Source organism: Sphingobium cupriresistens (assembly GCF_004152865.1).
GTDB classification, from domain to species: Bacteria; Pseudomonadota; Alphaproteobacteria; order Sphingomonadales; family Sphingomonadaceae; genus Sphingobium; species Sphingobium cupriresistens.
Genome location: NZ_SEOO01000003.1, coordinates 148,635 through 173,328 on the forward strand (window position 1 = coordinate 148,635; position 24,694 = coordinate 173,328).

Here is a 24,694-nt window from a genome sequence, read left to right on the forward strand (position 1 = left end):
TCGTTGGCCGGGGGGCACTACGCTCCCTCATAATCCTCATTTAGAACCGCCGCGATGTCGTGATGCTGAACCCGTCAGACAGCGATTTGAAAGAATCGGCCGGAGACGATAGAGAGGGTCCATTCATGCGACCAGTGTCCGTTGGTGCGTGTCGCATTGGCGACGAACTCCCGGAACCCTGCCAAAAGCTGATCCAGATCAGTGCGCCGCCGCGTAACTGCCTATAGGACTGACGAGTGACGAGAATTCCCGAAGCTGGCCAGACCCGCCAGGCCCTGCGCGCCGCGACGATGGAATCCCATCAGGTGGTTGACGCGATCTATGCCGGCTTTGCGCTCGATTCGGCTGTCGATTATCGCGCTTTTTTGACTGCGCACGCCAGGGCGCTCGGCGGCTTGGAGCCAGCCGCACGCCCCGACGCGCCACGGTTGCCGCTATTGGCGCAGGACCTCGCGGCGCTCGACCTGCCCGTTCCCGACCCTTTGCCGTTGGCGCAAAGCCGTACCGATGGCTTTCATTGGGGCTTGCGCTATGCGCTGGAAGGATCGCGGCTGGGCGGCGCCATGTTGTCGCGCCAGGTCGCGCCCGGCCTGCCCAAGGCCTATCTGTCGGCCGCGCATGGCAAGGGCGAATGGATAGCCTTCCAGCAGGCGCTCGACAGCGCCGCGATGGAAGGCGGCGAAGGCTGGCTGGACGACGCCGTGCAGGGCGCGCAGGCCGCCTTCGCCCTTTTCGCGCAGGCGGGCCGAGCCTCTCAGGTGGTTGGCCATGGCTGATCGCGAAGCGACCAACGCGACCTTCGCGGTCGATCTCACCAATTGCGATCGGGAACCGATCCATGTGCTGGGGGCGGTTCAGCCGTTCGGCTTCCTGATCGCGCTGACCGCCGACTGGCTGGTGTCGCGCGTATCGGCCAACAGCGCGGAGTTTATCGGCCTGTCGCCCGACGACATGTTGGGCAAGCCCATCCACGCCCTGTTGGATGGGGAGGCGATCCACGCGCTGCGTAATCGCATCACCCTGCTGCGCGGCCCCGATTCGGTCGAACGCCTGTTTTCGATTCCCTTGATGGCGGGCGGCCCGGCTTTCGACGTCGCGGTCCATTTTTCCGGCCCGTTGGTGGTGGTGGAGGCGGAGCCGGCGGCGCATGGCGAGATGGAGGCGAGCAGCACCGTCCGTTCGATGGTGGCGCGATTGGCCCAGGCCGATGGCATGGCCGCCTTCCTGCGCGACGGTGCGCGGCAGGTGCGGGCGCTGACCGGCTTCGATCGTGTGATGGTCTATCGTTTCGCCGATGCCGGGGACGGCGAAGTGGTCGCCGAAGCTTTGAAACCGGGTATCGACAGCTTTTTTGGCCTTCACTATCCTGCGTCCGACATTCCCGCGCAGGCGCGTGCGCTCTATATGCGCAATATTTTTCGCGTGATCGCCGACGTGAAAGCGCCGCCGGTGCGGATCGTTCCGCAACTCGACCCCAATGGTGCGGCGCTCGACATGTCGCTGTGCCTGACCCGCGCCGTGTCGCCGATCCATATTGAATATCTTCGCAATATGGGGGTGGGCGCGTCGCTCTCCATCTCCATCATCGTCGAAGGCAAATTGTGGGGGTTGTTCGCCTGCCACCATTATGCGCCGCGCCTGCCGACCTTCGCACAGCGCAGCGCGGCCGAACTGTTCGGCCAGATATTCTCGATGATGCTGGAAAGTCGCGAGCGTGGCGAAACCGCCGCCTATGAAGGCAAGGCGCGGCAGGTGGCCGACCGGCTGCTGTCGGCGGTGGCGCAGGACCATGATCTGCTGTCCAACGCCCGTTGGCTGGGCGACATCATCTTCGACACGATCCCCGCCGATGGCGTGGGCGTCTATATTGACGGGCAGATGACCTTTTCGGGCCTTGCCCCCGACGAGCCTGCCTTCGCCGCGATCGTGTCGATGATGAACCGCGTGGCCGCCAGTCAGGTCTATACTACCGCCAATCTGTCGGCGGTATTGCCCGACGCGGCCGCCTATGCCGACCGCGTATCGGGCCTGTTGGCGATCCCGCTGTCGCGCCGACCGCGCGACTATGTCGTGTTGTTCCGGGCCGAGCAGTTGCGATCGGTGCGCTGGGCCGGCAATCCCGAAAAAGCCATCGAATATGGTCCCAACGGGCCGCGGCTGACGCCGCGCAAAAGTTTCGAACAATGGTCGCAACTGGTGAAGGGCACCGCGCTGGCCTTCACCCCGGCGGAACTGCGGGTGGCCGAAGCGCTGCGCACCGCGCTGCTGGAGGTGATCCTGCGCCTGTCCGATTCGGCCGATGCCGAACGGCGACGGGCGCATGAGAAGCAGGAACTGTTGATCGCCGAACTCAACCACCGCGTCCGCAACATCCTGTCGCTGATCCGCGGGCTGTTGTCGCAGACGCGCGACAGCGCGCAATCGGTCGACGAATTTATCGGTACGCTGGAAAGTCGGGTCCATGCGCTGGCCCGCGCCCATGACCAGATCACGGCCGATCGCTGGAGCCCGGCGCGCCTCTATGATCTGATCGAGGTCGAATCAGGCGCTTATCTGGGCGAACGCAGCGACCGGGTAAAGCTGTCTGGTCCCAATGTGCTGTTGACGCCGGGCTGTTTCACCGTGCTGGCGCTGGTGATCCACGAAATGCTGACCAATGCCGCCAAATATGGCGCGCTGTCGGACAATGGGTCGGTCAAGATCGCCTGGCGAGTGGACGGGGATGGCAGCCTGCTGATCGACTGGACCGAAAGCGGCGGCCCGGCGGTGGTCGCGCCAACGCGGCGCGGCTTCGGTTCGACGGTGATAGAACGGTCCATTCCCTATGATCTGGGTGGCCATGCCGAAATCAACTATCGACTCGCGGGGATCGAGGCGAATTTCTGCATTCCGTCCACCCATGTCGTGTCGGTGCTGCCCGACGTGGTGGGAAGCGATCGCGCAAAGCCGGTCGCCGCGGTCGAGCCCGGCCTGCTGAAAGGGCGCAATGTTCTGCTGGTCGAGGATAATATGATTATCGCCATGGATGGCGAGGATGCGCTGCGCGACTTGGGCGCGGAGGTGATGACCGTCGCAAGCGTGGGTCGCGCGCGCGAGGCGATCGCGATCCAGCCGGTCGATCTGGCGGTGCTCGACTTCAACCTGGGTCATGAAAACAGCCTGCCGATCGCGGAATTGCTGGCGGAGCGTGGCGTCCCCTTCATCTTTGCGACTGGCTATGGCGACGGGCTGGAACTGCCGGCGCGATTCGAAGGAGTTACGCTGCTCAAAAAGCCTTATTCCGGCGCGACTCTGGCGCAGGCGCTGACGCCGGTCGTCGGCGCAGCGGGCTGACCTGAGACAACGAAACGGACAGTTTCCGCATCGTCGATTGCGGCCCGCCCCGCGCTTGCCGATCTATGCGCCATGTCCACACAGCCTACCCTTTTCATCCCCCATGGCGGCGGTCCCTGTTTCTTCATGGACCCGGCCGATTCCGACCATGCGCATAGCGACCCGATATGGCGGCCGATGCAGGATTATCTCGCCGGGCTGATCGCAACCCTGCCCGAACGGCCGCGCGCGATCCTGCTGGTGTCGGGCCATTGGGAAGAGCAGGCCTTCACCGTCCATGCAGGGGAACGCCCATCCCTGCTCTTCGATTATTATGGCTTTCCGTCGCACACCTATACGCTGCGCTGGGACGCGCCGGGTGCGCCCGATCTGGCGCGCCGCGCCGCCAGCCTCCTGGCGGATGCGGGCTTCGCCACGGCGGAGGAAGAAGCGCGCGGCTGGGACCATGGCGTCTTCGTGCCCCTGAAGGTCGCGCTGCCCGATGCCGACATTCCGGTCGCCCAGTTGTCATTGCGCCATGATCTCGATCCGGCCGCTCATATCGCGGCCGGGCGTGCGCTTGCTCCTTTGCGTGACGAAGGCGTGCTGATCGTCGGGTCGGGCATGAGCTTTCACAATCTGCGCGTGCGCGGGCCGCAGGCGATCGGGCCGTCCACATCCTGGGACTATGCCCTGACCGCCGCGGTGACCGATACCGATCCGCAGAGCAGGGCGGCCCGCGTCGCCGCCTGGGAGGCATTGCCGCAGGCCCGTTTCGCCCATCCGCGCGAGGAGCATCTGTTGCCGTTGATGGTGGCGCTGGGCGCGGGCGGCGACGATGCCGCCACCTGCGACCATCGCAGTTCGGTCATGGGCTGGTCGGTGTCGGGCTACCGTTTCGGCTGAGTCGGCGGGCGGCCGAGCGCCGGGACGGTCCGGGCCGCATCCTCCGGGGTGATGCCCGGCGGTGGCGCGGCCGCCACCTGATCTTCCCCGCGCATGATCCGGCCGGCCCGCTTGATCGCGCCGCGCAGCCGGGGGTAGATGCCGCAGCGGCAGATATTGGTGATCGCCCCGTCGATCTCTTCGTCGGACGGGTCGTTGGTCCGCCGCAGCAGCACCGACGCGGCCATGATCATGCCGGGGATGCAATAGCCGCATTGCGACACATTGTCGGCCGCGAACGCCTGTTGCAGCGGGTGGCCGCGATCGGGCGACAGCGCCTCGATCGTGGTGACGAAGCGGCCCTCGGTCTTGCCGATCGTCACCTGGCAGGATCGTACCGCCTCGCCATCGATATCCACGGTGCAGGCGCCGCAATCGCCGGTGCCGCAGCCATATTTGGCGCCAGTCAGGTTCGATGCATCGCGCAACGCCCAGAGCAGCGGCGTTTCGGGGTCCATGCGATATTGGACAGGCCGGTCGTTGACGGTGAAGCGGGTCATGGCAGCGCTTCGATCGCCGCATCCGCCTCTTCCGCTTTGTGATAGAGGACTTCGTTGCGGATATGGATGATCTGCGACGCGAGCCGGATTTCCTGGATGAAAGTGGCGAAACCGCCCGCCTGCAACAGCATCGCCAAGCTGAACAGGGCGGCGATCGGCGTGCCCAGATGCGCGTCGAACAGATTGCCCGCGAACAGCAGGATGACGACCAGGCAGACCGCGCAGGCGGACGCGACCGACAGGAAGATGGCGCTGTTGACGACGCTCATCCGCCGGTCGAGCACGCGGATTTCCGCGACCATCCGGTCATGTTCCTTGCCGCGCGAGGTCAGGATCGCGGCCTCCACCGAGCGCGCCCGATCAATGATGCGGGCGAGGCGACTGACGCAGACGTTCAGGAACGCGCCGATGCCCGCCAGCAGGAAGACGGGTGCAAGCGCCAATTGGATGGTCTGGGCGACCTGACTGACCTGGGGCAGGGGGATCATTGCGCGGCACCTCTCACGACGCAGCTATCCTTCATCGCGGAAGACGGGGCAAGAGCATGACGGAATGCCATTGCACGCCCTGTTTAGACGAAGCAGGTGTTCCCGCGACGGCGGGAACCCAGTCCTGTCGTCTGAACTGGATTCCCGCTTCGCGGGAACACGCCGCGTCCTGCAATCAGGCCACGCCCTTGGACGAGGGCGCATTGACGCCCATGGATTTCAGATATTGCTTGATGTTGCGCGCCGCCTGCCGCAGTCGCTGTTCATTCTCGACCATGGCGATGCGGACGAAGCCTTCGCCATCCTCGCCATAGCCAACGCCCGGAGCGACCGCGACCTTGGCATGGGTGAGCAACTGTTTGGAGAATTCCAGCGACCCCATCTCCTTCAAGGCCGGCGGCAACGGCGCCCAGCAGAACATCGATGCGCGCGCAGGCGGAATGTCCCATCCGGCGCGGCCGAAGCTCTCCACCAGCACGTCGCGGCGCTTGTGATAGAGAAGGCGGTTCTTCTCGACGATGTCCTGCGGCCCGTTGAGCGCGGCGCAGGCGGCCGCCTGGATCGGCGTGAAGGCGCCATAGTCGAGATAGGATTTCACCCGCGTCATCGCCGCGATCAGTTTGCGGTTGCCCACGGCGAAACCCATGCGCCATCCGGCCATGCTGTAGGTCTTGGACAGCGAGGTGAATTCGATCGCGACATCCTTCGCGCCCGGCACCTGAAGGATGGAGGGCGTCGGATTGCCGTCATAATATAATTCGGAATAGGCCAGGTCGCTCAGCACCCAGACCTTATTCTCCTTCGCCCAGGCGACCAGCCGTTCGTAGAAGGCGAGGTCGACCGTCTCGGCCGTCGGGTTGGACGGATAGTTGACGACGAGGATCGACGGGCGCGGCACGGTGAAGGCCATGGCGCGGTCGAGCGCGCGGAAATAATTTTCGTCCGCGGTCGTTGGCACGGACCGGATCGTGGCGCCCGCCAGGATGAAGCCGAACATGTGGATCGGGTAGCTGGGATTGGGGGCCAGCACGACGTCGCCCGGCGCGGTGATCGCGGTGGCGAGGCTGGCCAGCCCTTCCTTCGACCCCATGGTCACGACGACTTCGGTTTCCGGGTCGACATCGACGCCGAAGCGGCGGCCGTAATAATTGGCCTGCGCCTTGCGAAGGCCGGGAATGCCCTTCGACTGGGAATAGCCATGGGCGTCTGGCTTCTGCGCCACCTCGATCAGCTTGGCGATGACGTGCGGCGGCGGCGGCAGGTCGGGATTGCCCATGCCCAGGTCGATAATATCCTCTCCCGCCGCACGGGCGGCCGCTCGCATCGCATTGACTTCGGCGATGACATAGGGCGGCAGGCGCTTCATGCGGTAAAATTCTTCGGACATTATAGGGGCTTTCCTGAAAGCTCTCTGTAGGGAATAGTGCGCAACGCGCCGCTGGCATGTCACAATCTGGCTATAACTCGCCCGATTGCGACGCGCCAGCGAAAGCGGCGCGACGCAATGATGCCAGGAGGAGCAAGGTGGCCATGGATAAAGCCGACGTCATGGAACCTCACCTGCCCACGCTCCAGCAGATGCAGCAATGGACCGAGGTGATCGGCCGCGCCCAGCAGTTGATGCTGGAACAGGCGGCGGGCGCGACGGGCCGCGTGCTGCCCTTCGACCCGGAAACCGTGGCGCGCATCCAGACCAGCTTCGCGGATGAAGGGTTGGCGCTGTGGCAGCGTTTCCTCGATTCGGGCGGATTGCTGCGCGATCAGCCCGACCCGGCGCCGGCGGACAGCCCGGCGGCCGCCAAGGACCGACGCTTTGCCGACCCGGCCTGGACGCAGCATCCCTTTTACGACCTGATCCGGCAAAGCTATCTGCTTGTGTCGGACTATCTGACCCGGCTGGCGGACGCGGTGGATGGCGTCGATCCCAAGGCCAAGGCCAAGCTGCGTTTCGCCACCAGCGGGATGCTGGACGCGCTCTCGCCCGCCAATTTCCCGCTCACCAATCCGACCGTCGTGCAGAAGACGATCGAGAGCGGCGGCGAGAATCTGGTCAAGGGCCTCAAGCACATGCTGGCCGACATGGAAAAGGGGCAACTGACCCATACCGACGGCACGCAATTCGAGTTGGGGCGCAACATCGCCGCGACGCCAGGCAAGGTCATTCACGAAACCCCGCTCTACCAGCTGATCCATTATGCCCCTTCGACCGCGACGGTGCTGGAAACCCCGCTCATCATCTTCCCGCCCTGGATCAACCGTTTCTACATTCTCGACCTGTCGCCGGAAAAGAGTTTCGTCAAATGGGCGGTGGATCAGGGGATCAGCGTGTTCCTGGTATCGTGGAAGTCGGCCGACGCCTCCATGAAGGATCTGGTCTGGGACGATTATATCCTTAAGGGCCAGGTCGATGCGATCGATACGGTGCGCAACCTGCTGAAGGTGAAGAGCGTCCACACCATCGGCTATTGCGTCGCGGGGACGACGCTGGCCGCGACGCTGGCGCTGCTGGCGGCGCGGGGGCAGGCGGACAAGGTGGCGAGCGCGACCTTCTTCACCGCGCAGGTGGATTTCAGCAAGGCCGGCGACCTGACCTTGTTCATCGACGACGAGCAAATGAAGCTGGTGGATCAGCTATCGTCGGGCGGATTTCTGGACGGGCGCTATATGGCCGTCACGTTCAACCTGCTGCGCGGGCGCGACTTGATCTGGAACTATGTCGTCAACAATTATCTGCTGGGCATGGATTATCCGCCCTTCGACCTGCTTTATTGGAATGGCGACACGACCAACCTGCCGGCGCGCTGGCACAAGGATTATCTGACCCGGCTGTATCGCGACAATCTGCTGGTCGCGCCCGGCGCCATCAGCGTGGACGGTACGCCGATCGACCTCAAGACGATCCAGACCCCCGCTTATGTGCAGGCCGGACGGGAGGACCATATCGCCCCGCTGGAAAGCGTATGGAAGCTGACGGAAAATCTGTCCGGCCCGGTGCGGTTCCTGCTGGCGGGGTCTGGACATATCGCCGGGGTCATCAATCCGCCCGCAGCGAACAAATATCAATATTGGGTGGCGGACGAGGCGCAGCCGACGCTGGAGGATTTCCTGGCGATGGCGAAGGAAACCAAGGGAAGCTGGTGGCCGGATTGGCGCGCCTGGATCGAACGGGGTGATTCGCGCACGGTGCCGGCCAAGGGCGCGCGGCAGCCGGGGAAAGGCCGTCTCAAGGCGATCGAAGATGCGCCCGGACGCTACGTAAAGGCGCGCTAAGTTCCATAATATAAGCTTTTCGGCCAATAGTGCCGAAAAGCCGTCCAACCGTCCGTTTCAATTTTGTTGCGGTGCACAATAAGCCTTGCAAGGCGCTTTCAAAACCCTTATTGTGCACTGCAACAAACGGAGGATGGTCATGGCTGTTACCCCAAAGACCCCGAAGAGCAGCCCGCTTGCCAAGCCCGGTTCGTCGACCCTGTCGGCGAGCGAGGCGCTCAAGGCGGCGGAAGCGGCGATCGGTGGCGCGGCTGAAAAGAAGCCCGCGCCCAAAAAAGCGGTTTCGGCCGCGGTGAAGCCGATTGACACCAATCCGCAGAAAGAGCCCACGCCGACGCCTGCCCCCACGCCGACGCCGACGCCCGCTCCGACGCCTTCGTCAACTGCCGAGATCCCGACCGAACAGGTTGATCCCGTCGCGATCGCCGCCGCGTCGACGGCGGTGGACGCCGCGCCCGAACCCGAAATTACAGAGAGCCTGGCCAAGGCCGAAACCATTGCGACCCAGCCGCTGCCCGCAGAAGGAACCAAGATCATGAACGATGTCATCGAAACCGGTAAGAAGTTCGCCGAAGACACCAAAGCCAAGTTCGAAACGGCCTATGCCGACATGAACGAGAAGGCCAAGGCCAGCGTCGAGAAATCGACCAAGGCGATTGAAGAGCTGAGCGACATCGCCAAGGGCAATGTCGAAGCGCTGGTCGAGTCCGGCAAGATCGCCGCCAAGGCCATGGAGACCATGGGCCAGGAAGCCGTCGATTACAGCCGCAAGAATTTTGAAAAGGCGACCGCGTCGTTCAAGACCTTCTCGACCGTCAAGACGCCGACCGAATTCTTCCAGTTGCAGAGCCAGATGTTTTCGAGCAGCTTCGACGAGTTCACCAAGGAAGCCGCCAAGAGCAGCGAAGCGATGATGAAGCTGGCCGGTGACATCGCTCAGCCGCTGACCGCGCGCGTGACGCTGGTGACCGACAAGGTGAAGTCGCTGGCCGCCTGATCGGCCACGCTTTCCCTATCGTAGCAAAGGGGCGTCACTTCCATCACGGAAGCGGCGCCCCTTTGCCATAACGCTGAAATATCGTCCTACCGGCCGGATGGGCTTTTCGGCCCCTTGCCATGGCGCGGCAAATCGCCATATCCTTGAGCATCATGAACAGCCTTACCACATCCCATGCAGGCCCCGTTGCGATGGCCGGCCAGCATCCGGACGATCAGGGCGAGGGGCCAGGCGGTCCCAGCGTCGGAATCGCCACCCGGACGCGCACCCGCACCAAAAAGCCTTCGCTCTACAAGGTGTTGCTGCTCAATGACGACTATACCCCGATGGAGTTCGTCGTGCATGTGCTGCAAAGCTTCTTCCGCATGGACATGGAGGAAGCGACGCGGGTGATGTTGCATGTCCACCAGCGGGGCGTCGGCGTATGCGGCATTTTCAGCTATGAGGTCGCCGAGACGAAGGTGAACCAGGTGATGGATTTCGCCCGGCAAAACCAGCATCCGTTGCAATGCACGCTGGAAAAGGCCTGACCGGGGCCAAGCGTTAATCGGTTCTTGAGCGGGCATAGTTTTCGCGGTTCCCTCGCGCGCCTGCCCATCCTACACCGGCAGGCGTGAGCGACGCGCCAAGAGCCGACATCTATGACCTGGCCGTCATTGGCGGCGGGGTGAATGGCTGTGGCATCGCCCGCGACGCGGCCGGGCGCGGCGCGCGCGTGCTGTTGCTGGAACAGGGCGACCTTGCCAGCGGCACATCGTCGGCATCCACCAAGCTGATCCATGGCGGCCTGCGCTATCTGGAGCATCGCGAGTTCGCTCTGGTGCGCGAATCGCTGGCCGAGCGCGAGCGGCTCTGGGCCATCGCGCCGCATATCATCCATCCGATGCGTTTCGTCCTGCCTTGGACCAAGGGGCTGCGGCCGCGCTGGATGCTGCGGCTGGGCCTGTTCCTCTACGACCATATAGGCGGCCGTCGCGCTTTGCCCGCGACGCAGGCGATCGACCTGCGTCGCCATCCGGCGGGCGTGGCGTTGAAGGCCCGATTCGGGCCGGGCTATTGCTATTCCGACGGATGGGTCGACGACGCCCGGCTGGTCGTGCTCAATGCGCGCGATGCCGCTGATCGAGGCGTGGACGTGCGCACCCGGACGACCGTCATCCGCCTGGCGCGCGCCGATGGCCATTGGCGGATCGTGACGCGGTCGAAGCGCGGGGAAGAGACTGTCCACGCCCGCGCGGCGGTCAACGCCACCGGGCCGGCCGTGCTGGACCTGCTCCACCGCGCCGAACGGCCGACCGACCGGCATATGCGGCTGGTGCGCGGATCGCATATCGTCGTGCCGCGCCTGTTCGATCACGGCTTCGCCTATTTCTTCCAACTGCCCGATGGCCGCATCTTCTTCGCCATCCCCTATGAACGCGACTTCACGCTGATCGGCACGACCGACCGCGATCATGACGGCGGGCTGGACCATGTGGCCGCAAGCGCCGAGGAGATCGCCTATCTGTGCGAGGGCGCGAATCGCTATTTCGCGCGATCGATCGCGCCGGCCGATGTCGTCTGGTCCTATGCCGGGGTGCGGCCGCTGGTCGATGACGGATCGGCGAGGCCCGAAGCGGCGACGCGCGGCTATCGCCTGGAACTGGACGGGGGGGCTGGCGCGCCAGCGCTGCTGAGCGTCTTCGGCGGCAAGATCACCACCTATCGTCATCTGGCGGCGGAGGCGGTCAATCTACTCAAGCCCCATCTGCCGATGTTGCAGGGTGGCGACTGGACCGCCCATGCGCCCTTGCCCGGCGGCGACTTTCCCATGACCGGCCTTGCGGACCTGACCGCCGGTCTGGCGCGCGACTATCCCTTTCTGGCGTCCGCCACGGTTGACCGGATCGCACGCGCCTACGGCACCCAGGCGCGGGTCTGGCTGGGGGCGGCCCGCAATGCATCGGCGCTGGGTTTGGACTTCGGCCATGGCTTCACGGAAGCGGAGGCGGCGCATATGGTGACCCGTGAATGGGCGCAGACCAGTGAGGACATGCTGTGGCGGCGCAGCAAGCTGGGGCTGCGGCTGGACCGGGCGCAGGTCGATCGGCTGGAGCGGTGGCTGGAGGAGAGGCTATGAGCGAGCGGCTGTTGCTGGTGCTGGACGCGGGCACGACATCGACCCGCGCCATGCTCTATGCCCCCGACGGCGCGCGGATTGCGACCGCGCAGGCGGACCTGACCCAATATTATCCGCAGCCCGGCTGGGTCGAGCATGATGCGGCGGAAATCTGGACCCGCACGCTGGCCTGCGCCCGGCGGATGGTGGATCGGGCCGGTGGCGCGGACCGGGTCGCCGCGATCGGCATCGCGAACCAGCGCGAAACGACGGTCGCCTGGAACCGGCGGACGGGCGATCCGATCGGCCGGGCGATCGTGTGGCAGGACCGGCGCACGGCCGATCACTGTGCGGCCTTGCGGGAAGCGGGTCATGAGCCGCTGGTCCAGCGGCGCACCGGCCTGGTCATCGACCCCTATTTCTCCGCGACCAAGATGCGCTGGATGATCGACCACCGCCCCGATGTCGCGGCGGCCGGGGACGGATTGGCGCTGGGCACGGTCGAAAGCTGGCTGGTGTGGAAGCTGACCGGCGGGCTGCATATCAGCGACGCCGGCAATGCCAGCCGGACGCAGTTGATGGCGCTTGACGGGGCGGGATGGGATAGGGATCTGTGCGCCCTGTTCGGCGTCCCGCAGGCGGCGTTGCCGGAGATCGTCGATAATGCGGGCGATTTCGGCGCGACCCTGCCGGAATGGCTGGGTGGGCCGATCCGGGTCTGCGGGCTGGCGGGGGACCAGCAGGCGGCGACCATCGGGCAAGGATGCCTGGCGCCGGGCGCGGTCAAGGCGACTTTGGGCACTGGCGCTTTCGTGCTGGCGCCGGTGGGGGAGGCGGCGCCGACGTCCGCCCAGCGGCTGCTGGGCACGATATTGTATCAGATAGCGGGGCGGCGCCACTATGCCTTGGAGGGATCGATCTTCGTCGCGGGCAGTCTGATCCAGTGGCTGCGCGACCGGATCGGCCTGATCGCGGCGGCGGCCGATACCGATGCGATCGCCCGTTCCGTGCCCGACAATGGCGGCGTCTTCCTGCTGCCCGCTTTGTCCGGCCTGGGCGCGCCGCACTGGCGGCCGGAGGCGACCGGCATGATCGTCGGGCTGACCCATGGCGCCGGCCGGGCGCATATCGTCCGGGCAGCGCTCGAATCGATGGCGCATCAGCTGCATGACCTCGCTGCCGCCTTTGCCGCTGATGGCGCGCCCTGGCGGTCGCTGCGGATCGATGGCGGAATGAGCGCCAATGACTGGATCGCGCAGGACGTGGCCGACATGCTGGACCTGACCGTCGAACGGCCTGGCGATGTGGAGACGACGGCGCGGGGCGCGGCCATGCTGGCGGGGGTCGGGGCCGGCCTGTTCCCCTCGCTGGCCGCGGCGGCTGGCATGGCGGCGACAGGGATGCGATTCGCGCCCGTTCTCGCCGCGCCGGTACGGGCGCAAAGGCTGGCGGGGTGGCGCGCGTTATTGGCGCAGGCGGCGCAGGGAGCCGCTACGGATTAGCGGCTGTTTTCCTCCATGGCGACACGGCGATCGTGAGCAAATATTAACGATGAACGCCTAGCATCGCCAGCGACATGCCGCATACCGCCCTTCGCCAACCTTCCTTATGGATCGCACCGGTCGTGACCGGCTGCGTTTATTTCGTCGTGGCGTCGCTGGCCCTGATGCTGTCCCGATTCGAGGGCGGATTGGCGTTTATCTGGTGCGCCAATGCTTTTCTGATGGCGCAGTTGCTGACTTCGCGGGTCGCGCATTGGCCTCGTGCCGTCATCGCCTGCGGGGTCGCCAGCGCGGCGGCGACCGCCTGGGTAGGCATGGGACCGGCGGCGGCCGTGCCCATGGCGGCGATCAATATCGCCGAATCGCTGATCGTGGCGGTCATGTGTCGCTGGTTCGTCATCGACCGGCTGGTGATCGGCGCCATCCGGCCGCTGATCGTCTTCGTCGTCTCGCTGTGCGGCGTGGCCAATATCGTCGCTGGTCTGGCCGCGGCGCTGGTCGCCTCGGCCCTGACGTCGGTGTCCTTCTGGCCCTCCTTCGTGCAATGGTATACCGGCCATGTGCTGGGAGGGCTGACCTGCGCGCCGATCCTGATCATGGCGTTTCAGGGCGAATTTCGGCGGTGGATGGATGAGGCATCGTCCCGCGCCAAGCTGGAAGCGGTGCTACTGCTCGGCCTGTTCGCGCTTACGACCGTGCATGTTTTTTTCTGGGCGCGTTATCCCTTGCTGTTCGCGCCGCTCCTGCCGCTGATGCTGATCGCGTTCCGCGTCGGTCATATGGGATCGGCGGCGGCGGTCATCCTGCTGGCGGCGATCGGCGGTGGCGCCACGATGGCCGGGATCGGCCCGCTGACATGGGTCGTCGGGTCGCCCGGCGAGCGCATTCAGTTCTTCCAATTCTATCTCGCGCTCAGCTTCCTGCTGTGTATGCCCGTCGCGGTAGAGCTGGCGGCGCGCAAGCGGCTGTTCCAGATGTTGCAGCAGAGCGAGGCGCGCTATCGCGCGATGGCCGAATATAGCGGCGACGTGGTGCTCAACATCAGCATCGATGGCGTCATCCAATATGCATCGCTGTCCGCCGCCGAGCAGATTGGTTGCGCGCCCGAATTGCTGTTGGGACAGGCCGCCGCCAACCTGGTCGATCCGCAGGATCGGGCCGTGGTGATCGCCACCCATCGGCGCGCGCTGGAGCAGCCGGGTACGGCGCAGAAGGTCGAATTCCGGCCATTGGTGACGACCGACGGGCTGGAATGGTGCGAAATGGTGAGCCGCGCCATGATCGACGAGCGCGGCCTGCCAAGTGGCGTCGTCAGCATGATCCGCGACATGTCGCGGCACAAGGCGCGCCAACGCGCGCTGCAACAGGTCGCGGCGCGCGATTCGCTGACCGGGGCGGATAGCCGCCGGGCGTTTCTGGACAAGCTGGATCACGAGATCGCGCGCGCCGCCTCCGGCGCCCGTTCGTCTTTGCTGCTGATCGACATCGACCATTTCAAATCGGTCAACGACCGCTACGGCCATGGCGCGGGCGACCGGGTGCTGAGCGCCTTCGTCGAACGGCTGCGGCCCGGCCTGCGGGCGGGCGACAGCATCGGCCGGTTGGGCGGCGAGGAATTCGCCATCCTGCTGCTCGACAGCGACATCGACCGCTCCAGCATGATGTGCGAACGGCTGCGCGCCATCTTGGACGAGCCGATCGCCGTTGGCGCGTCGCTGGCGATCAGCGTGACATTCAGCGCCGGGCTGGTCGCGCTCGATGGCGCGTCGGACCGTTCGACGCTGCTGGAGGCGGCGGACAAGGCGCTCTATCGCGCCAAGCATAGCGGCCGCAACTGCCTGCGTCTGGCGGCCTGATCGGCCGCGCGATCCCGCGGAAAAATTACAATGTTATGTTGTAACTTACGGTCGGCTGGCCTATGTAATCGCGACCATGAAGTTGACCTTGCGCCATGCCCTGTTGAGCGGCCGGATCGATCGCATCGCGATCGCGCTGTCGGGGCTGTGCGTCGCCCATTGCTTCGCCACGGCGGTGATATTGGGCCTGCTGGCATCGGCGGGGGGCATGTTCGACAGCCCTATATTCCACGAAGCCGGGCTGGTGCTGGCGATCCTGCTGGGCGCGGTGGCGCTGGGCCATGGCGCGCTGGTCCATGGCTATATGATGCCCGCGGCGATCGGATCGCTGGGGCTGGGGGTGATGGCCGGCGCGCTCACCATGGACCATGGGTTGCAGGAAGGCGTCTATACGCTGATCGGCGTCGGCATCCTGGCGCTGGGCCACGACCTCAACCATCGCGCCGGCCGTTAGAATCGGCTGCAATATGTGAGGTCAGGGAGTCTGAATGGCTCCCTTTTTTCGTTCAGCGGCTTTTGTGTCGATCCGATGCTCGCCCTTCACCCAGCGCACGGTGCCGGTGCTGGCGCGCATCACCACGCTCTCGGTGGTCAGCTTGCCGCCGGGCAGGCGCTTGACTCCGTCGAGCAGCGAGCCGTCGGTCACGCCGGTCGCGGCGAAGATGCAGTCGCCCTTCGCCAGTTCATTGAGGTCATAGATTTTTTCGAGATCGGTGATGCCCCATTTGCGGGCGCGCCCTTTCTCATCCTCGTTGCGGAACAGCAGCTTGCCCTTGAACTGGCCGCCGACACAGCGCAGCGCGGCGCAGGCGAGCACCCCTTCTGGCGCGCCGCCCGATCCCATATAGATGTCGATCGTGGTTTCCGGGTCGGTGGTGGCGATGACCCCGGCGACGTCGCCGTCGGGGATCAGCATGATGCCGCAACCGATAGCGCGCAGTTCGCCGATCAGCTTTTCGTGGCGGGGCCGGTCCAGCACGCAGACGATGATTTCGTGCGGATCGACGCCCTTGGCGCGGGCGACCGATTCGACATTCTCCCGCACCGACTGTTTGAGGTCGATCGTGCCGTCGGGATAGCCGGGGCCGATCGCCAGCTTTTCCATATAGACATCGGGCGCGTTGAGCAGGCCGCCTTCTTCCGAAATGGCCAGCACGGCCAGGGCGTTCGGACCGGCCTTGGCGGTGATAGTGGTCCCTTCGAGCGGATCGAGCGCGATGTCGATCCGCGGCCCGGTGCCGATGGCGTTGCCGACCTTCTCGCCGATATAAAGCATAGGCGCTTCGTCCCGCTCGCCTTCGCCGATGACGACGGTGCCGTCCATATAAAGGTCGTTGAAGGCGAGGCGCATCGCTTCCACGGCGGCGGCGTCGGCCGCTTTTTCGTCGCCGCGGCCGATCAGCTTCGATGCGGCGATCGCGGCCGCTTCGGTGACGCGGACCATTTCGAGCACCAGGACGCGATCCAGAGTCGAGCTTGCCTGCACCATCATTTTCCTCTGCCTTTTTTATCGATCGATCCGATAGGCGTCTCGTCGGTTCTTGTCGAGCGAGGAGGCCGGAGCCATGATCCATGGCGCAACGATTGGCCGCGACATGATGCGGCCATGATTGGCTGCTTTTCTGGCATCATGACCCGGTTCCTCCTTTTCGCCCCGCTGGCGATGGCATCGTCCGCTCATGCGCAGGATACAGGCGAGGATGCGCTGATGGCCGCCTACCGGGCCAAGACGCAGGCAGTCCGTCCGTGCGACCGCAGCGGTGATGCGATCGTGGTGTGCGGCACGCGGGCGGAGCGCAATGCGCGCGAGCGGCTGCCTTTACCCCGTGCCAGCGATGGCGGCGCCGCGCCGTTGCGGGGAGAAGCGCCGCGCGCCTCGGCCGTCGCCGTACGACAGGGCAGTTGCGGCGTGGTCGGCGGACAGGGCGCCGGCTGCACTGGCGGCTTGCCGGTGTTCCAGATGATCGGCGCGCTGGCCAGGGGCGTGCAGGCGATCGTCGATCCCGATGCCGACCTGTCGCCACCGCCGCCCGAACGCATCCAGGGCGCCGGGCGGCATTAGGCATATCAGTCGAGAATATGCATGACCATGGGCGTGTCGAGCAGGCTGTCGGACCCCGCCAGTCGCTCCAGCGTCTCGTGCACGCAGCGCTCTTCGCCGGCATGGGTGACGATGGCGACCAGAACGCCATCGTCCTGATTGGCGCCACGCTGGATCATGCTTTCGATCGATACGCCCGCGTCGCGGGTGGCGGCGGCGATCTCGGCCAGCACGCCTGGGCGATCCTGCACCTTGAAGCGCAGATAGCTGCGACCGATTCGCGCGCCGGCGTCTGCGCTGTTCTGCGGCGTCAGGGCGGCGACCGGCATGGCGAAGGCGTCGCCATATTCGTCGCGGGCGACGTCGATCAGGTCGGCGACCACGGCGGAAGCGGTCGGACCATCGCCCGCGCCCCGGCCCTGGAAGAACAGGCGGCCGACGAAATTGCCTTCCGCCACCACGGCGTTCAGCGATCCATCGACATGGGCGAGCGGATGATCGAGCGGCACCAGCATCGGGTGGACGCGCTGGAACAGGCCTCCCCCTGGTCTACGGGTGTCCCCATTCTGCGCCATGCCGACCAGGCGGATGCGGAAGCCCAGCGCAGCGGCTTCGGCGATGTCGGCGGCGATGACGTGGCGTATGCCGGTGGTCGCGACCGCGTCGAAATCCAGTTCGGTGCCGAAGGCGAGGCTGGCGAGGATGGTCAGCTTGTGCGCGGCATCGACGCCGTCGATGTCGAAGCTCGGATCGGCCTCGGCATAGCCCAGATCCTGCGCTTCCTTCAGCACCTCGTCGAACCCCCGGCCTTCCTTCTCCATCGTGGTCAGGATATAATTGCAGGTGCCGTTGAGGATGCCGTATACGCGGCTGATCTCATTGGCGGCGGCACCTTCGCGCATCCCCTTGATGACAGGGATGCCGCCGGCGACTGCGGCCTCATATTTCAGCGCGGTGCCGCCCGTCTCGGCGAGCCGGGCGAGGTCCAGGCCATGATGCGCCAGCATCGCCTTGTTGGCGGTGACGAAGGGCTTGCCCAAGGTCAGGCACTGGCGCGCCAAGGTGAGGGCGGGGCCATCCGCGCCGCCGATCAGTTCCACGACGACATCGACATCGTCGCGCGTGGCGAGCGTCGTCATGTCGTCCACCCATTCATAGGGCGACAGATCGACGCCACGATCCTTGTTCCGGTCGCGCGCGGAGATGGCGACGATCTGAATCGGGCAGCCGGCGCGGCGCGCAATCAGGTCGCCATTGGTGTTGAGCAGCCGAATCACCCCTCCGCCCACCGTGCCGAGGCCGACAAGCGCGACGCGCAGCGGGGCATGGCGGTGCAGATTGGTCATGGCGGCGTATCTTCCTTTTTGCGGCTGATGAACGCCGCGCTGATAGCCGCCCGCGCGAAACTGTCCAAGGAAAAGCGCGGCGTCGCTCGCGCCTTCCCCGAATCACGACGTGGCGCGCGTCCGCCCGCAGGGGCCAAGCGCGGCGATCACCACGCCATAGTCCGCGCGTGCGGCCTCGGCGTCCTGAACCGACAGGCTGCGGACAGCGCGAGGAGGCAGGGTGGCGGGCAATGTGCAGGCCAGCCGATACCAGAGCAGGGTGCCCGGTTCCGGCGCGCGGGCGGCTTCATCCATAATCTCGCCCAGGGCCACCGCCCAATGCGGGGCCTGGCCCGGACGACGCAGAATCGACAGGGATACCGGATCGCCATTTTCGGTGCGCAGGAAAATCTGCGTCTCGCCTTCGCCCGCGACCGTGCCGGCGACATGGAAGGCGTCGCCCAGGCCCAGAATCCGCGGCGGCGTATGGGGCGCGACCAGCGCCGACAGCACCGCCTTGACCCGGTCGACTTCGGCGGGGGTGGCGGGAATTTGGGCATCGGGCGCGATCAACTGGATTTCGCCGGGGCGCCCGCCTGGACGGGCGAAGAGGATGACCTGCGCCTTTTTGAGCTTGGCGATCTTGCCCCGCGCGTCGAGCGGGGCGTCGTAGAGATAGGTTACAAGCGGCGCGATCCCCGCTTCACCACGAATCAGCCCCGTCACATCGGCCTCGACATACAGCCTTTTATGGCCCGCCGGGACCGATCCGGCCTGTTCTGACTTGAGTGCGATGATGTTGCGAATACGCACATTGGCCACTAGCGGCGCTCTGTCCGCCAGGTCCACAATGTCGGCATAGGACAGGCCGGAGCGGGCGGTGGGTGATTGCGTTACCATCTTCCCGCTTTGAGCAAAGGCGGGAAAAACCGCGGGAGATGCGGCGGAAATGAGGCAGAGCAATCCCAAATGGCGCAGGCGGATGGCGGATTTCATCGTCAGCTTCGTCCTATGTTTTTGGCCAGTGGCAAGGATGTCACAGGCAAGTCATTCCGATATGAAATGGTAACCGCAAATGAACAAATCGATAAAGCGTTTGCGTGCCACGATGCGTCGCGATAGGAGTTTGCGCGGTAGCAAATGAACGGGCAGGGGCCAAAGGCGATTGGGGTAGCTCGGTCGGCTTGGGTCGTTTTTGGCTGATTTTGTATAAACCACTGGTAAGATGAGTTAAGGAGTGTCGTTGCCGAATGGCCTATGCTGACCACTCGCAAGGATCGAGTCGGACTGTCTCGATCGTCATCGTCGCCCTGATTCACGCTGTTCTTGGCTATGCCTTCGTCACCGGTCTTGGCATGAAATATGTCAAAAAGGCGGCAGAACAGCTGAACGTGATCGACGTGAAGGAGGAACCGCCACCACCGGACGAGGAGCCGCCACCGCCGCCGCCAGACCAGCCGGTCGAGCCGCCGCCGGTCGTGGCCCCGCCGCCGATTGTGCAGACCCCAGCGCCTGCGCCGCCGATTCAGACCGTTCGGACGCCCCCGCCGGTGTTCAATCCGGTTCCGGTCGCTGCGCCGCCGCCGCCGCCGGCTGCACCGCCGCCGCCGCCTCAGGCTGCAACGCGCGCTTCGCCGCGTAGCTCGCCGGGCGGTTGGCTCAGCGATGCCGACTATCCGAGCCGCGCCCAGCGCGAAGAACGCTCTGGAACGGCCGGTTTCCGGCTGGAAATCGGCGCTGATGGTCGGGTGACCAACTGCACCATCACTCAGTCGACCGGCCATGCCGATCTCGACGAGGCGACCTGCCGTCTGCTGCCGAGGCGTGCGCGCTTCAAGCCGGCGAAGGGTTCTGATGGCGCGGAGATGCCCGATACCTACAACGGGCGTATCACCTGGCGTCTGCCGGAATAATCCTGATCGGGCAGGCGCGCGCTCGGCGCCGCCTCGCCCTAGCTTGATCTCATTGAGAGGGAAGTCTTGAACATGTTGATGTATCTCGCAGCTGCGGCTCCCAAGCCGGAAAACCCCTATGGCCTTATGGAAGCTCTGGAACAGGGCGGCACGATCGCCTGGACCGTGTTCCTCATCCTGTGCGCCATGTCGGTCGGTACTTTCTACGTCCTCTTCACCAAGCTGATCGAACAGCAGAAGGTGATCAATCAGGGCAAGAAGGTCCGTGCGACCTTCTGGCGCGCCGGTTCGCTCAAGGAAGCCTCGGCCAAGCTCGAAAAGAACTCGGCCTACAAGCAGATCGTCGACGACGGCATCAAGGCCCAGGAAGAGCACAGCAAGCTGAAGGATCCGGTCGAAGCGCATGACTGGCTGCACGGCTCGCTGGCTCGTTCGGAAGCCGCGATCAACTCGTCGCTCGGTGGCGGCCTCGCCTTCCTCGCGACGGTCGGTTCGACCTCGCCGTTCATCGGTCTGTTCGGTACCGTTATCGGCATCTACCGCGCCCTCATCAAGATCGGCGCTGCCGGTCAGGCTTCGATCGACGCCGTCGCCGGCCCGGTCGGTGAAGCGCTGATCATGACCGCCCTGGGTCTGGCCGTCGCCGTTCCCGCGGTGCTCGCCTACAACTTCCTGCAGCGTCGCAACAAGTCGATCGCCGAACAGCTCAACGGTTTCACCGTCGATCTGCTCGCCTATCTGGTTTCGGACGGCGCCGTGAAGCCGACCGTCGGTCCGGCCCCGGCTGCTCCGGTCGCCAAGCCGGCTGTTGCGCCGACCAAGGCCTGATTGCCTTAATATTCCGGTTCGGGGACCGGGTGGCGGCTGCGACCGCCCGGTTTCCCACCGGACGTGGGCCCCGCTCGACGGGGCGCCATCGACACCAAGGTTAGGATAGTATCAATGGCAATGAGTGTTGGCCCCGGCGGCGGTGACGACAAGCCCTTGTCCGACATCAACACGACGCCGCTCGTCGACGTCATGCTGGTGTTGCTCATCATCTTTCTCATCGCGGTCCCGGTCGTCGTCCAGACGGTCGATCTCCAGCTTCCCAAGGTGGCTTTCGAGCCGACCACGACGAAGCCGGAAAATGTGTCGCTTTCCGTTACCCAGGCTTCCGATGGCAAATGCGCGGTGTTCTGGGGCATGGCGCCTGTCAGTTCCAGCGAACTGCTGGATCGTGCGGTCGCCAAGCTGGAAGCGGACATCAAGAAGGTGGGCGGCGTTGAGAATATGACGCCGGAGGATCTGCCCGAAGTGCACATCCGCGGCGACATCAATACCCCCTATCGTTGCATCGGCGGAACCATCTATACGATGCAGCGCGCTGGTTTCCCCAAGGTGGGCTTCATCTCCGAGCCGGAACCCGGTTCGACGACGCAGCGCCTCTGACCAGCTGATTAAGGAGATTTCGCTATGGCCATGAGCATGGGTTCCGATGAAGGCGAACCGATGATGGAAATGAACACGACGCCGTTGATCGACGTCATGCTCGTTCTCCTCATCATGTTCATCATCACCATCCCGATCCAGACCCACGCGGTGAAGATCGACCTGCCGCAGAACGCGCCGCCGACGGACAGCGTGATCGACCCGGTCAAGAACAAGGTTGCGATCGACCCCGCCGGGATCATTACCTGGAATGGATCGCCGATCGACCTGCTGACTCTGCGTCAGTACCTCCAGCAGTCGCTGCGTTTGCCCGTCGAGCCGGAACTCCAGTTCCAGCCCAACGCGCAGACCCGCTATGTGACGGTTGATGAAGTATTGGCCGAGATCAAGCGCGCCGGCGTGACGAAGCTGGGCTTCGTCGGCAACGAGCAATATGGCAATTTCTGACCGCTGACTTCCGGCAACGGCCATCCGCGCAAGACTTCCCGTTTTTGCGGATCGGCCATGCCGGACCAGGCATCAGATGATTGCCGCTATTCAAGGGTCGCCTTCGGGCGGCCCTTTTTTGTGTGTCGTCCATGCCGGGCGAATGCCGGCGAGCGAAGGCAAAAAAAGGGACCGAGCGGCTCTGCGCCATGCTTGGAAAGGGCGTGATAGGGCCAAGCACAAACCCATGGCGGGACGTGGCTTCTGGACATGCAATTGCTCCGGCGACTTTTGCGGCAGTCACGACAGGCCGGCTTAACCTTTTGCTTACTTCGATCGTCGATGGTGGGTCAGAGGTGGCGCGGTATCGATCATGAGTGCGGAACGGAAATCAGAATATGACCGCAAGGACCGTGCGGCGGAGCGTCGCCACGTCCAGATCGCGGTCAAGGTCCGGCGACCGGGTGAAACCTGGTTCACCAGCCGGATCACCGACGTATCCACCACCGGATTTCGTCTGCAGAGCTTCATGAAGCTGACGGTCGGTAGAGACCTCTGGGTCATGCTGCCGGGTTTCGAGGGGCGGCGCGCCCGCGTGTTATGGACTCGTGGTCCCGAATCGGGCTGCACCTTCGAACGGCCGCTTCACCCCGCGATCCTCGACCATATCGTGCGCTTGAACGCGGCCGCCGGCTCCTACTGACGCGGCGGGCAGGACATCGCTAGGGCATTTAGAGCGACGGCGGTTCAGACGGTCGGAGCATCCTGGAACTGGAGACTCGCCAAGCGGGCGTAAAGGCCATCCTGCGCCACCAAGGCGGCGTGATCGCCCTGTTCGACGATGCGGCCCTCATCCATCACAAGAATGCGATCGGCGGCGCGCACAGTGGCCAGTCGATGAGCGATGACGATGGTCGTGCGCGCCTGCATCAGCCGACCGAGCGCATCCTGCACCAGCCGTTCGGATTCGGCGTCGAGCGCAGAGGTCGCCTCGTCCAGCAGCAGGATCGGCGCATCGCGCAGCAGGGCGCGCGCGATCGACAGGCGCTGGCGCTGGCCGCCCGACAGGCGTGCGCCGCCTTCACCCATCTGGCTGTCCAGCCCCTGTGGCAGCGCGCGGAGAAAGGCTTCGGCATTGGCGGCGCGGGCGGCCTCCCAAATTTGCTCGTCGGTCGCGTCCCAGCGGCCGTAGCGCAGATTGTCGCGGGCCGATGCGGCGAAGATCACGCTGTCTTGCGGCACGATCGCCATCATGGCGCGCAATGCGGCGGGATCGGCATCAGGCAGGGCGACGCCGTTCAGCCGAATCGCGCCGGAACCTGGATCGTAGAAGCGTAGCGCGAGTTGGATAAGGGTCGACTTGCCCGCGCCGGAAGGGCCGACGACCGCGATCGTCTCGCCCGGCGCGACGGCGAAGGAGACGCCATGCAGCGCCGCCTGATCGGGGCGCGTCGGATAGTGGAAATGCACATCCTCGAAACGCAGATGCGCGCCCTGCAAACCGCTGGGCAGCGGGGCCGGGTGGGCTGGAGGCAGGATGTCCGGCGCGGCCGTCATCAACTCATGCAAGCGACTGGCCGCGCCCGCGCCACGCAACAGGTCGCCCCAGCTTTCGGACAGCGATCCGAACGCGCCGGCGACCAGGCCGCCGGTCAGGACGAAAGCGGCGATGCTGCCGCCGGACAGCTTACCGGCTGCGACATCAAGCGCTCCCTGCCACATGACGGCGGTGATCGATCCAAAGACGAGCCCGATCACCACCGCGGTCATGAGCGCGCGCAGGCCGATCCGCCGTCGCGCGGTGGCGAAGCCGCTTTCCACGGTCGCATCGAAGCGAGCAGCCTCGCGCCCCTCTTGGCCGAAGGCCTGCACGATCTTCATCGCGCCCAGCACTTCGCTGGTGACGCTGCCGATGTCGGCCAGCCGATCCTGGCTGGCGCGCGACAGGCCGCGGACCCGGCGGCCCAGCCCAATCAGCACGAGCAGGATGACGGGGATGCCTAGCAGCAGCATCGCCGCGAGCTTGGGCGCGAGCGCGAAGAGGTAGATCAGCCCACCCATCCCGGTGACGAGGTTGCGCAGCGCGACCGAGACTGTCGATCCGACCACCTGCTCGACGATCGCGGTGTCCGCGGTCATGCGGGACGCGATTTCGGACGGGCGGTTTTCCTCGAAGAAACGTGGCGCCTGGCGCAGCAGATTGGCCTGGGTGGCGCTGCGAATGTCGGCGACGACACGCTCGCCCAGCCAGGACACGAAATAGAAGCGCAGCGCGCTGGCGATCGCCAGGATGATGACGATCAGCAGCAGATATTCAAACCAGCGGCTGATGTCGCCGCCGCCCATGAAGCCCTTGTCGATCACTAGCCGGAAGCCGCTGGGGATGCCCAGCGTTGCGGCCGACGACACGATCAGCGCCAGCACCGCGCCGGCGATGCGCCCCGGATAGCGACGGGCGAAACCCCATAGCATCGACAGGCTGCCAAGGGCGGGGCGCGCATCGGCGCGGGCGGCGGGTTGCAGGGCATCCTCCATGGATGCGGCGCTTAGAGGGATTTCACGGGATAGGAAATATCCGACCGCCCCGAAA

The 24,694-nt window shown here is 65.1% G+C and carries 23 protein-coding genes; 16 read left to right on the top strand and 7 right to left on the bottom strand.

Translation table 11 applies throughout. The annotated features are described in order from the left end of the window. The first annotated feature begins 236 nt into the window (after positions 1-236). The 3 genes from EWH12_RS03230 (at position 237) to EWH12_RS03240 (ending at position 4,218) form a co-directional block, all read left to right on the top strand. Entirely contained in the window at positions 237-776 is a 540-nt protein-coding gene (locus EWH12_RS03230) for a biliverdin-producing heme oxygenase (protein ID WP_408021482.1), read from the top strand. Beyond that, on the top strand, positions 769-3,333 hold the full coding sequence (locus tag EWH12_RS03235; RefSeq protein ID WP_129925697.1) for an HWE histidine kinase domain-containing protein: 2,565 nt from the start codon (positions 769-771) through the stop codon (positions 3,331-3,333). The genes EWH12_RS03230 and EWH12_RS03235 overlap by 8 nt, the downstream gene beginning before the upstream one ends. Before the next feature lie 72 nt (positions 3,334-3,405). After that, complete coding sequence (locus EWH12_RS03240; RefSeq protein WP_129925698.1) at positions 3,406-4,218, top strand: DODA-type extradiol aromatic ring-opening family dioxygenase; 813 nt, start codon at positions 3,406-3,408, stop codon at positions 4,216-4,218. Here the strand turns inward: EWH12_RS03240 and EWH12_RS03245 are convergent. The 3 genes from EWH12_RS03245 to EWH12_RS03255 form a co-directional block, all read right to left on the bottom strand. Further along, the gene (locus EWH12_RS03245) at positions 4,203-4,757 is read right to left on the bottom strand and encodes a (2Fe-2S)-binding protein (RefSeq protein WP_129925699.1); all 555 of its coding nucleotides are present in this window, start codon (positions 4,755-4,757) and stop codon (positions 4,203-4,205) included. The genes EWH12_RS03240 and EWH12_RS03245 overlap by 16 nt on opposite strands. Continuing rightward, positions 4,754-5,245, bottom strand: a complete 492-nt coding sequence (locus EWH12_RS03250) for a DUF2721 domain-containing protein (RefSeq protein WP_066599657.1) — start codon at positions 5,243-5,245, stop codon at positions 4,754-4,756. Before EWH12_RS03250 ends, EWH12_RS03245 begins: the two co-directional genes overlap by 4 nt. 175 nt (positions 5,246-5,420) lie before the next feature. Further along, positions 5,421-6,632: an LL-diaminopimelate aminotransferase gene (locus EWH12_RS03255; RefSeq protein WP_066599661.1), complete on the bottom strand. Its 1,212-nt coding sequence runs from the start codon at positions 6,630-6,632 to the stop codon at positions 5,421-5,423. 143 nt (positions 6,633-6,775) lie between these two features. On the opposite strand from EWH12_RS03255, the gene EWH12_RS03260 reads away from it, so the two are divergent. The 7 genes from EWH12_RS03260 (at position 6,776) to EWH12_RS03290 (ending at position 15,422) form a co-directional block, all read left to right on the top strand. Continuing rightward, positions 6,776-8,515, top strand: coding sequence for a PHA/PHB synthase family protein (locus EWH12_RS03260; RefSeq protein WP_129925700.1), 1,740 nt, complete (start codon positions 6,776-6,778; stop codon positions 8,513-8,515). 139 nt (positions 8,516-8,654) lie between these two features. Beyond that, positions 8,655-9,512, top strand: a complete 858-nt coding sequence (locus EWH12_RS03265; RefSeq protein ID WP_066604824.1) for a phasin family protein — start codon at positions 8,655-8,657, stop codon at positions 9,510-9,512. A gap of 119 nt (positions 9,513-9,631) precedes the next feature. Continuing rightward, entirely contained in the window at positions 9,632-10,042 is a 411-nt protein-coding gene (clpS, locus tag EWH12_RS03270) for an ATP-dependent Clp protease adapter ClpS (protein ID WP_066599673.1), read from the top strand. Between the two features lie 83 nt (positions 10,043-10,125). After that, the gene (locus tag EWH12_RS03275; protein WP_129925701.1) at positions 10,126-11,631 is read left to right on the top strand and encodes a glycerol-3-phosphate dehydrogenase; all 1,506 of its coding nucleotides are present in this window, start codon (positions 10,126-10,128) and stop codon (positions 11,629-11,631) included. Next, positions 11,628-13,112: a glycerol kinase gene (locus EWH12_RS03280; protein ID WP_129925702.1), complete on the top strand. Its 1,485-nt coding sequence runs from the start codon at positions 11,628-11,630 to the stop codon at positions 13,110-13,112. The genes EWH12_RS03275 and EWH12_RS03280 overlap by 4 nt, the downstream gene beginning before the upstream one ends. Positions 13,113-13,186: 74 nt before the next feature. Beyond that, positions 13,187-14,968 carry a sensor domain-containing diguanylate cyclase gene (locus tag EWH12_RS03285; RefSeq protein ID WP_129925703.1) on the top strand — a complete coding sequence of 594 codons (1,782 nt, stop codon included), beginning with the start codon at positions 13,187-13,189 and terminating at the stop codon, positions 14,966-14,968. Between the two features lie 76 nt (positions 14,969-15,044). Next, the gene (locus EWH12_RS03290; protein ID WP_129925704.1) at positions 15,045-15,422 is read left to right on the top strand and encodes a MerC domain-containing protein; all 378 of its coding nucleotides are present in this window, start codon (positions 15,045-15,047) and stop codon (positions 15,420-15,422) included. 21 nt (positions 15,423-15,443) lie between these two features. Here EWH12_RS03290 and glpX read toward each other — a convergent pair whose 3' ends face one another. Then, on the bottom strand, positions 15,444-16,457 hold the full coding sequence (gene glpX / locus EWH12_RS03295; protein WP_129925731.1) for a class II fructose-bisphosphatase: 1,014 nt from the start codon (positions 16,455-16,457) through the stop codon (positions 15,444-15,446). 141 nt (positions 16,458-16,598) lie between these two features. Between glpX and EWH12_RS03300 the strand changes: the two genes are divergently transcribed. Beyond that, complete coding sequence (locus tag EWH12_RS03300; protein ID WP_242495937.1) at positions 16,599-17,030, top strand: hypothetical protein; 432 nt, start codon at positions 16,599-16,601, stop codon at positions 17,028-17,030. A 5-nt stretch (positions 17,031-17,035) separates the two neighbouring features. Here the strand turns inward: EWH12_RS03300 and EWH12_RS03305 are convergent, their stop codons facing one another. Next, positions 17,036-18,355, bottom strand: coding sequence for a homoserine dehydrogenase (locus EWH12_RS03305; RefSeq protein WP_129925705.1), 1,320 nt, complete (start codon positions 18,353-18,355; stop codon positions 17,036-17,038). Between the two features lie 102 nt (positions 18,356-18,457). Next, positions 18,458-19,330: a hypothetical protein gene (locus EWH12_RS03310; RefSeq protein ID WP_207212351.1), complete on the bottom strand. Its 873-nt coding sequence runs from the start codon at positions 19,328-19,330 to the stop codon at positions 18,458-18,460. A 254-nt stretch (positions 19,331-19,584) separates the two neighbouring features. Between EWH12_RS03310 and EWH12_RS03315 the strand changes: the two genes are divergently transcribed. The 5 genes from EWH12_RS03315 (at position 19,585) to EWH12_RS03335 (ending at position 22,807) form a co-directional block, all read left to right on the top strand. Then, a complete protein-coding gene (locus EWH12_RS03315) occupies positions 19,585-20,247 on the top strand; it encodes an energy transducer TonB (protein ID WP_066599698.1) in 663 nt (220 codons plus the stop codon). A 72-nt stretch (positions 20,248-20,319) separates the two neighbouring features. After that, entirely contained in the window at positions 20,320-21,075 is a 756-nt protein-coding gene (locus EWH12_RS03320) for a MotA/TolQ/ExbB proton channel family protein (RefSeq protein ID WP_201785468.1), read from the top strand. Positions 21,076-21,189: 114 nt separating this feature from the next. Beyond that, positions 21,190-21,678: an ExbD/TolR family protein gene (locus EWH12_RS03325; protein WP_066599702.1), complete on the top strand. Its 489-nt coding sequence runs from the start codon at positions 21,190-21,192 to the stop codon at positions 21,676-21,678. Between the two features lie 24 nt (positions 21,679-21,702). Then, the gene (locus EWH12_RS03330) at positions 21,703-22,125 is read left to right on the top strand and encodes an ExbD/TolR family protein (RefSeq protein WP_066599709.1); all 423 of its coding nucleotides are present in this window, start codon (positions 21,703-21,705) and stop codon (positions 22,123-22,125) included. A 352-nt stretch (positions 22,126-22,477) separates the two neighbouring features. Next, the gene (locus EWH12_RS03335; RefSeq protein ID WP_129925706.1) at positions 22,478-22,807 is read left to right on the top strand and encodes a PilZ domain-containing protein; all 330 of its coding nucleotides are present in this window, start codon (positions 22,478-22,480) and stop codon (positions 22,805-22,807) included. A gap of 44 nt (positions 22,808-22,851) precedes the next feature. On the opposite strand, the gene EWH12_RS03340 is transcribed toward EWH12_RS03335, so the two are convergent. Continuing rightward, entirely contained in the window at positions 22,852-24,639 is a 1,788-nt protein-coding gene (locus EWH12_RS03340; RefSeq protein WP_129925707.1) for an ABC transporter transmembrane domain-containing protein, read from the bottom strand. Positions 24,640-24,694 lie beyond the last annotated feature (55 nt).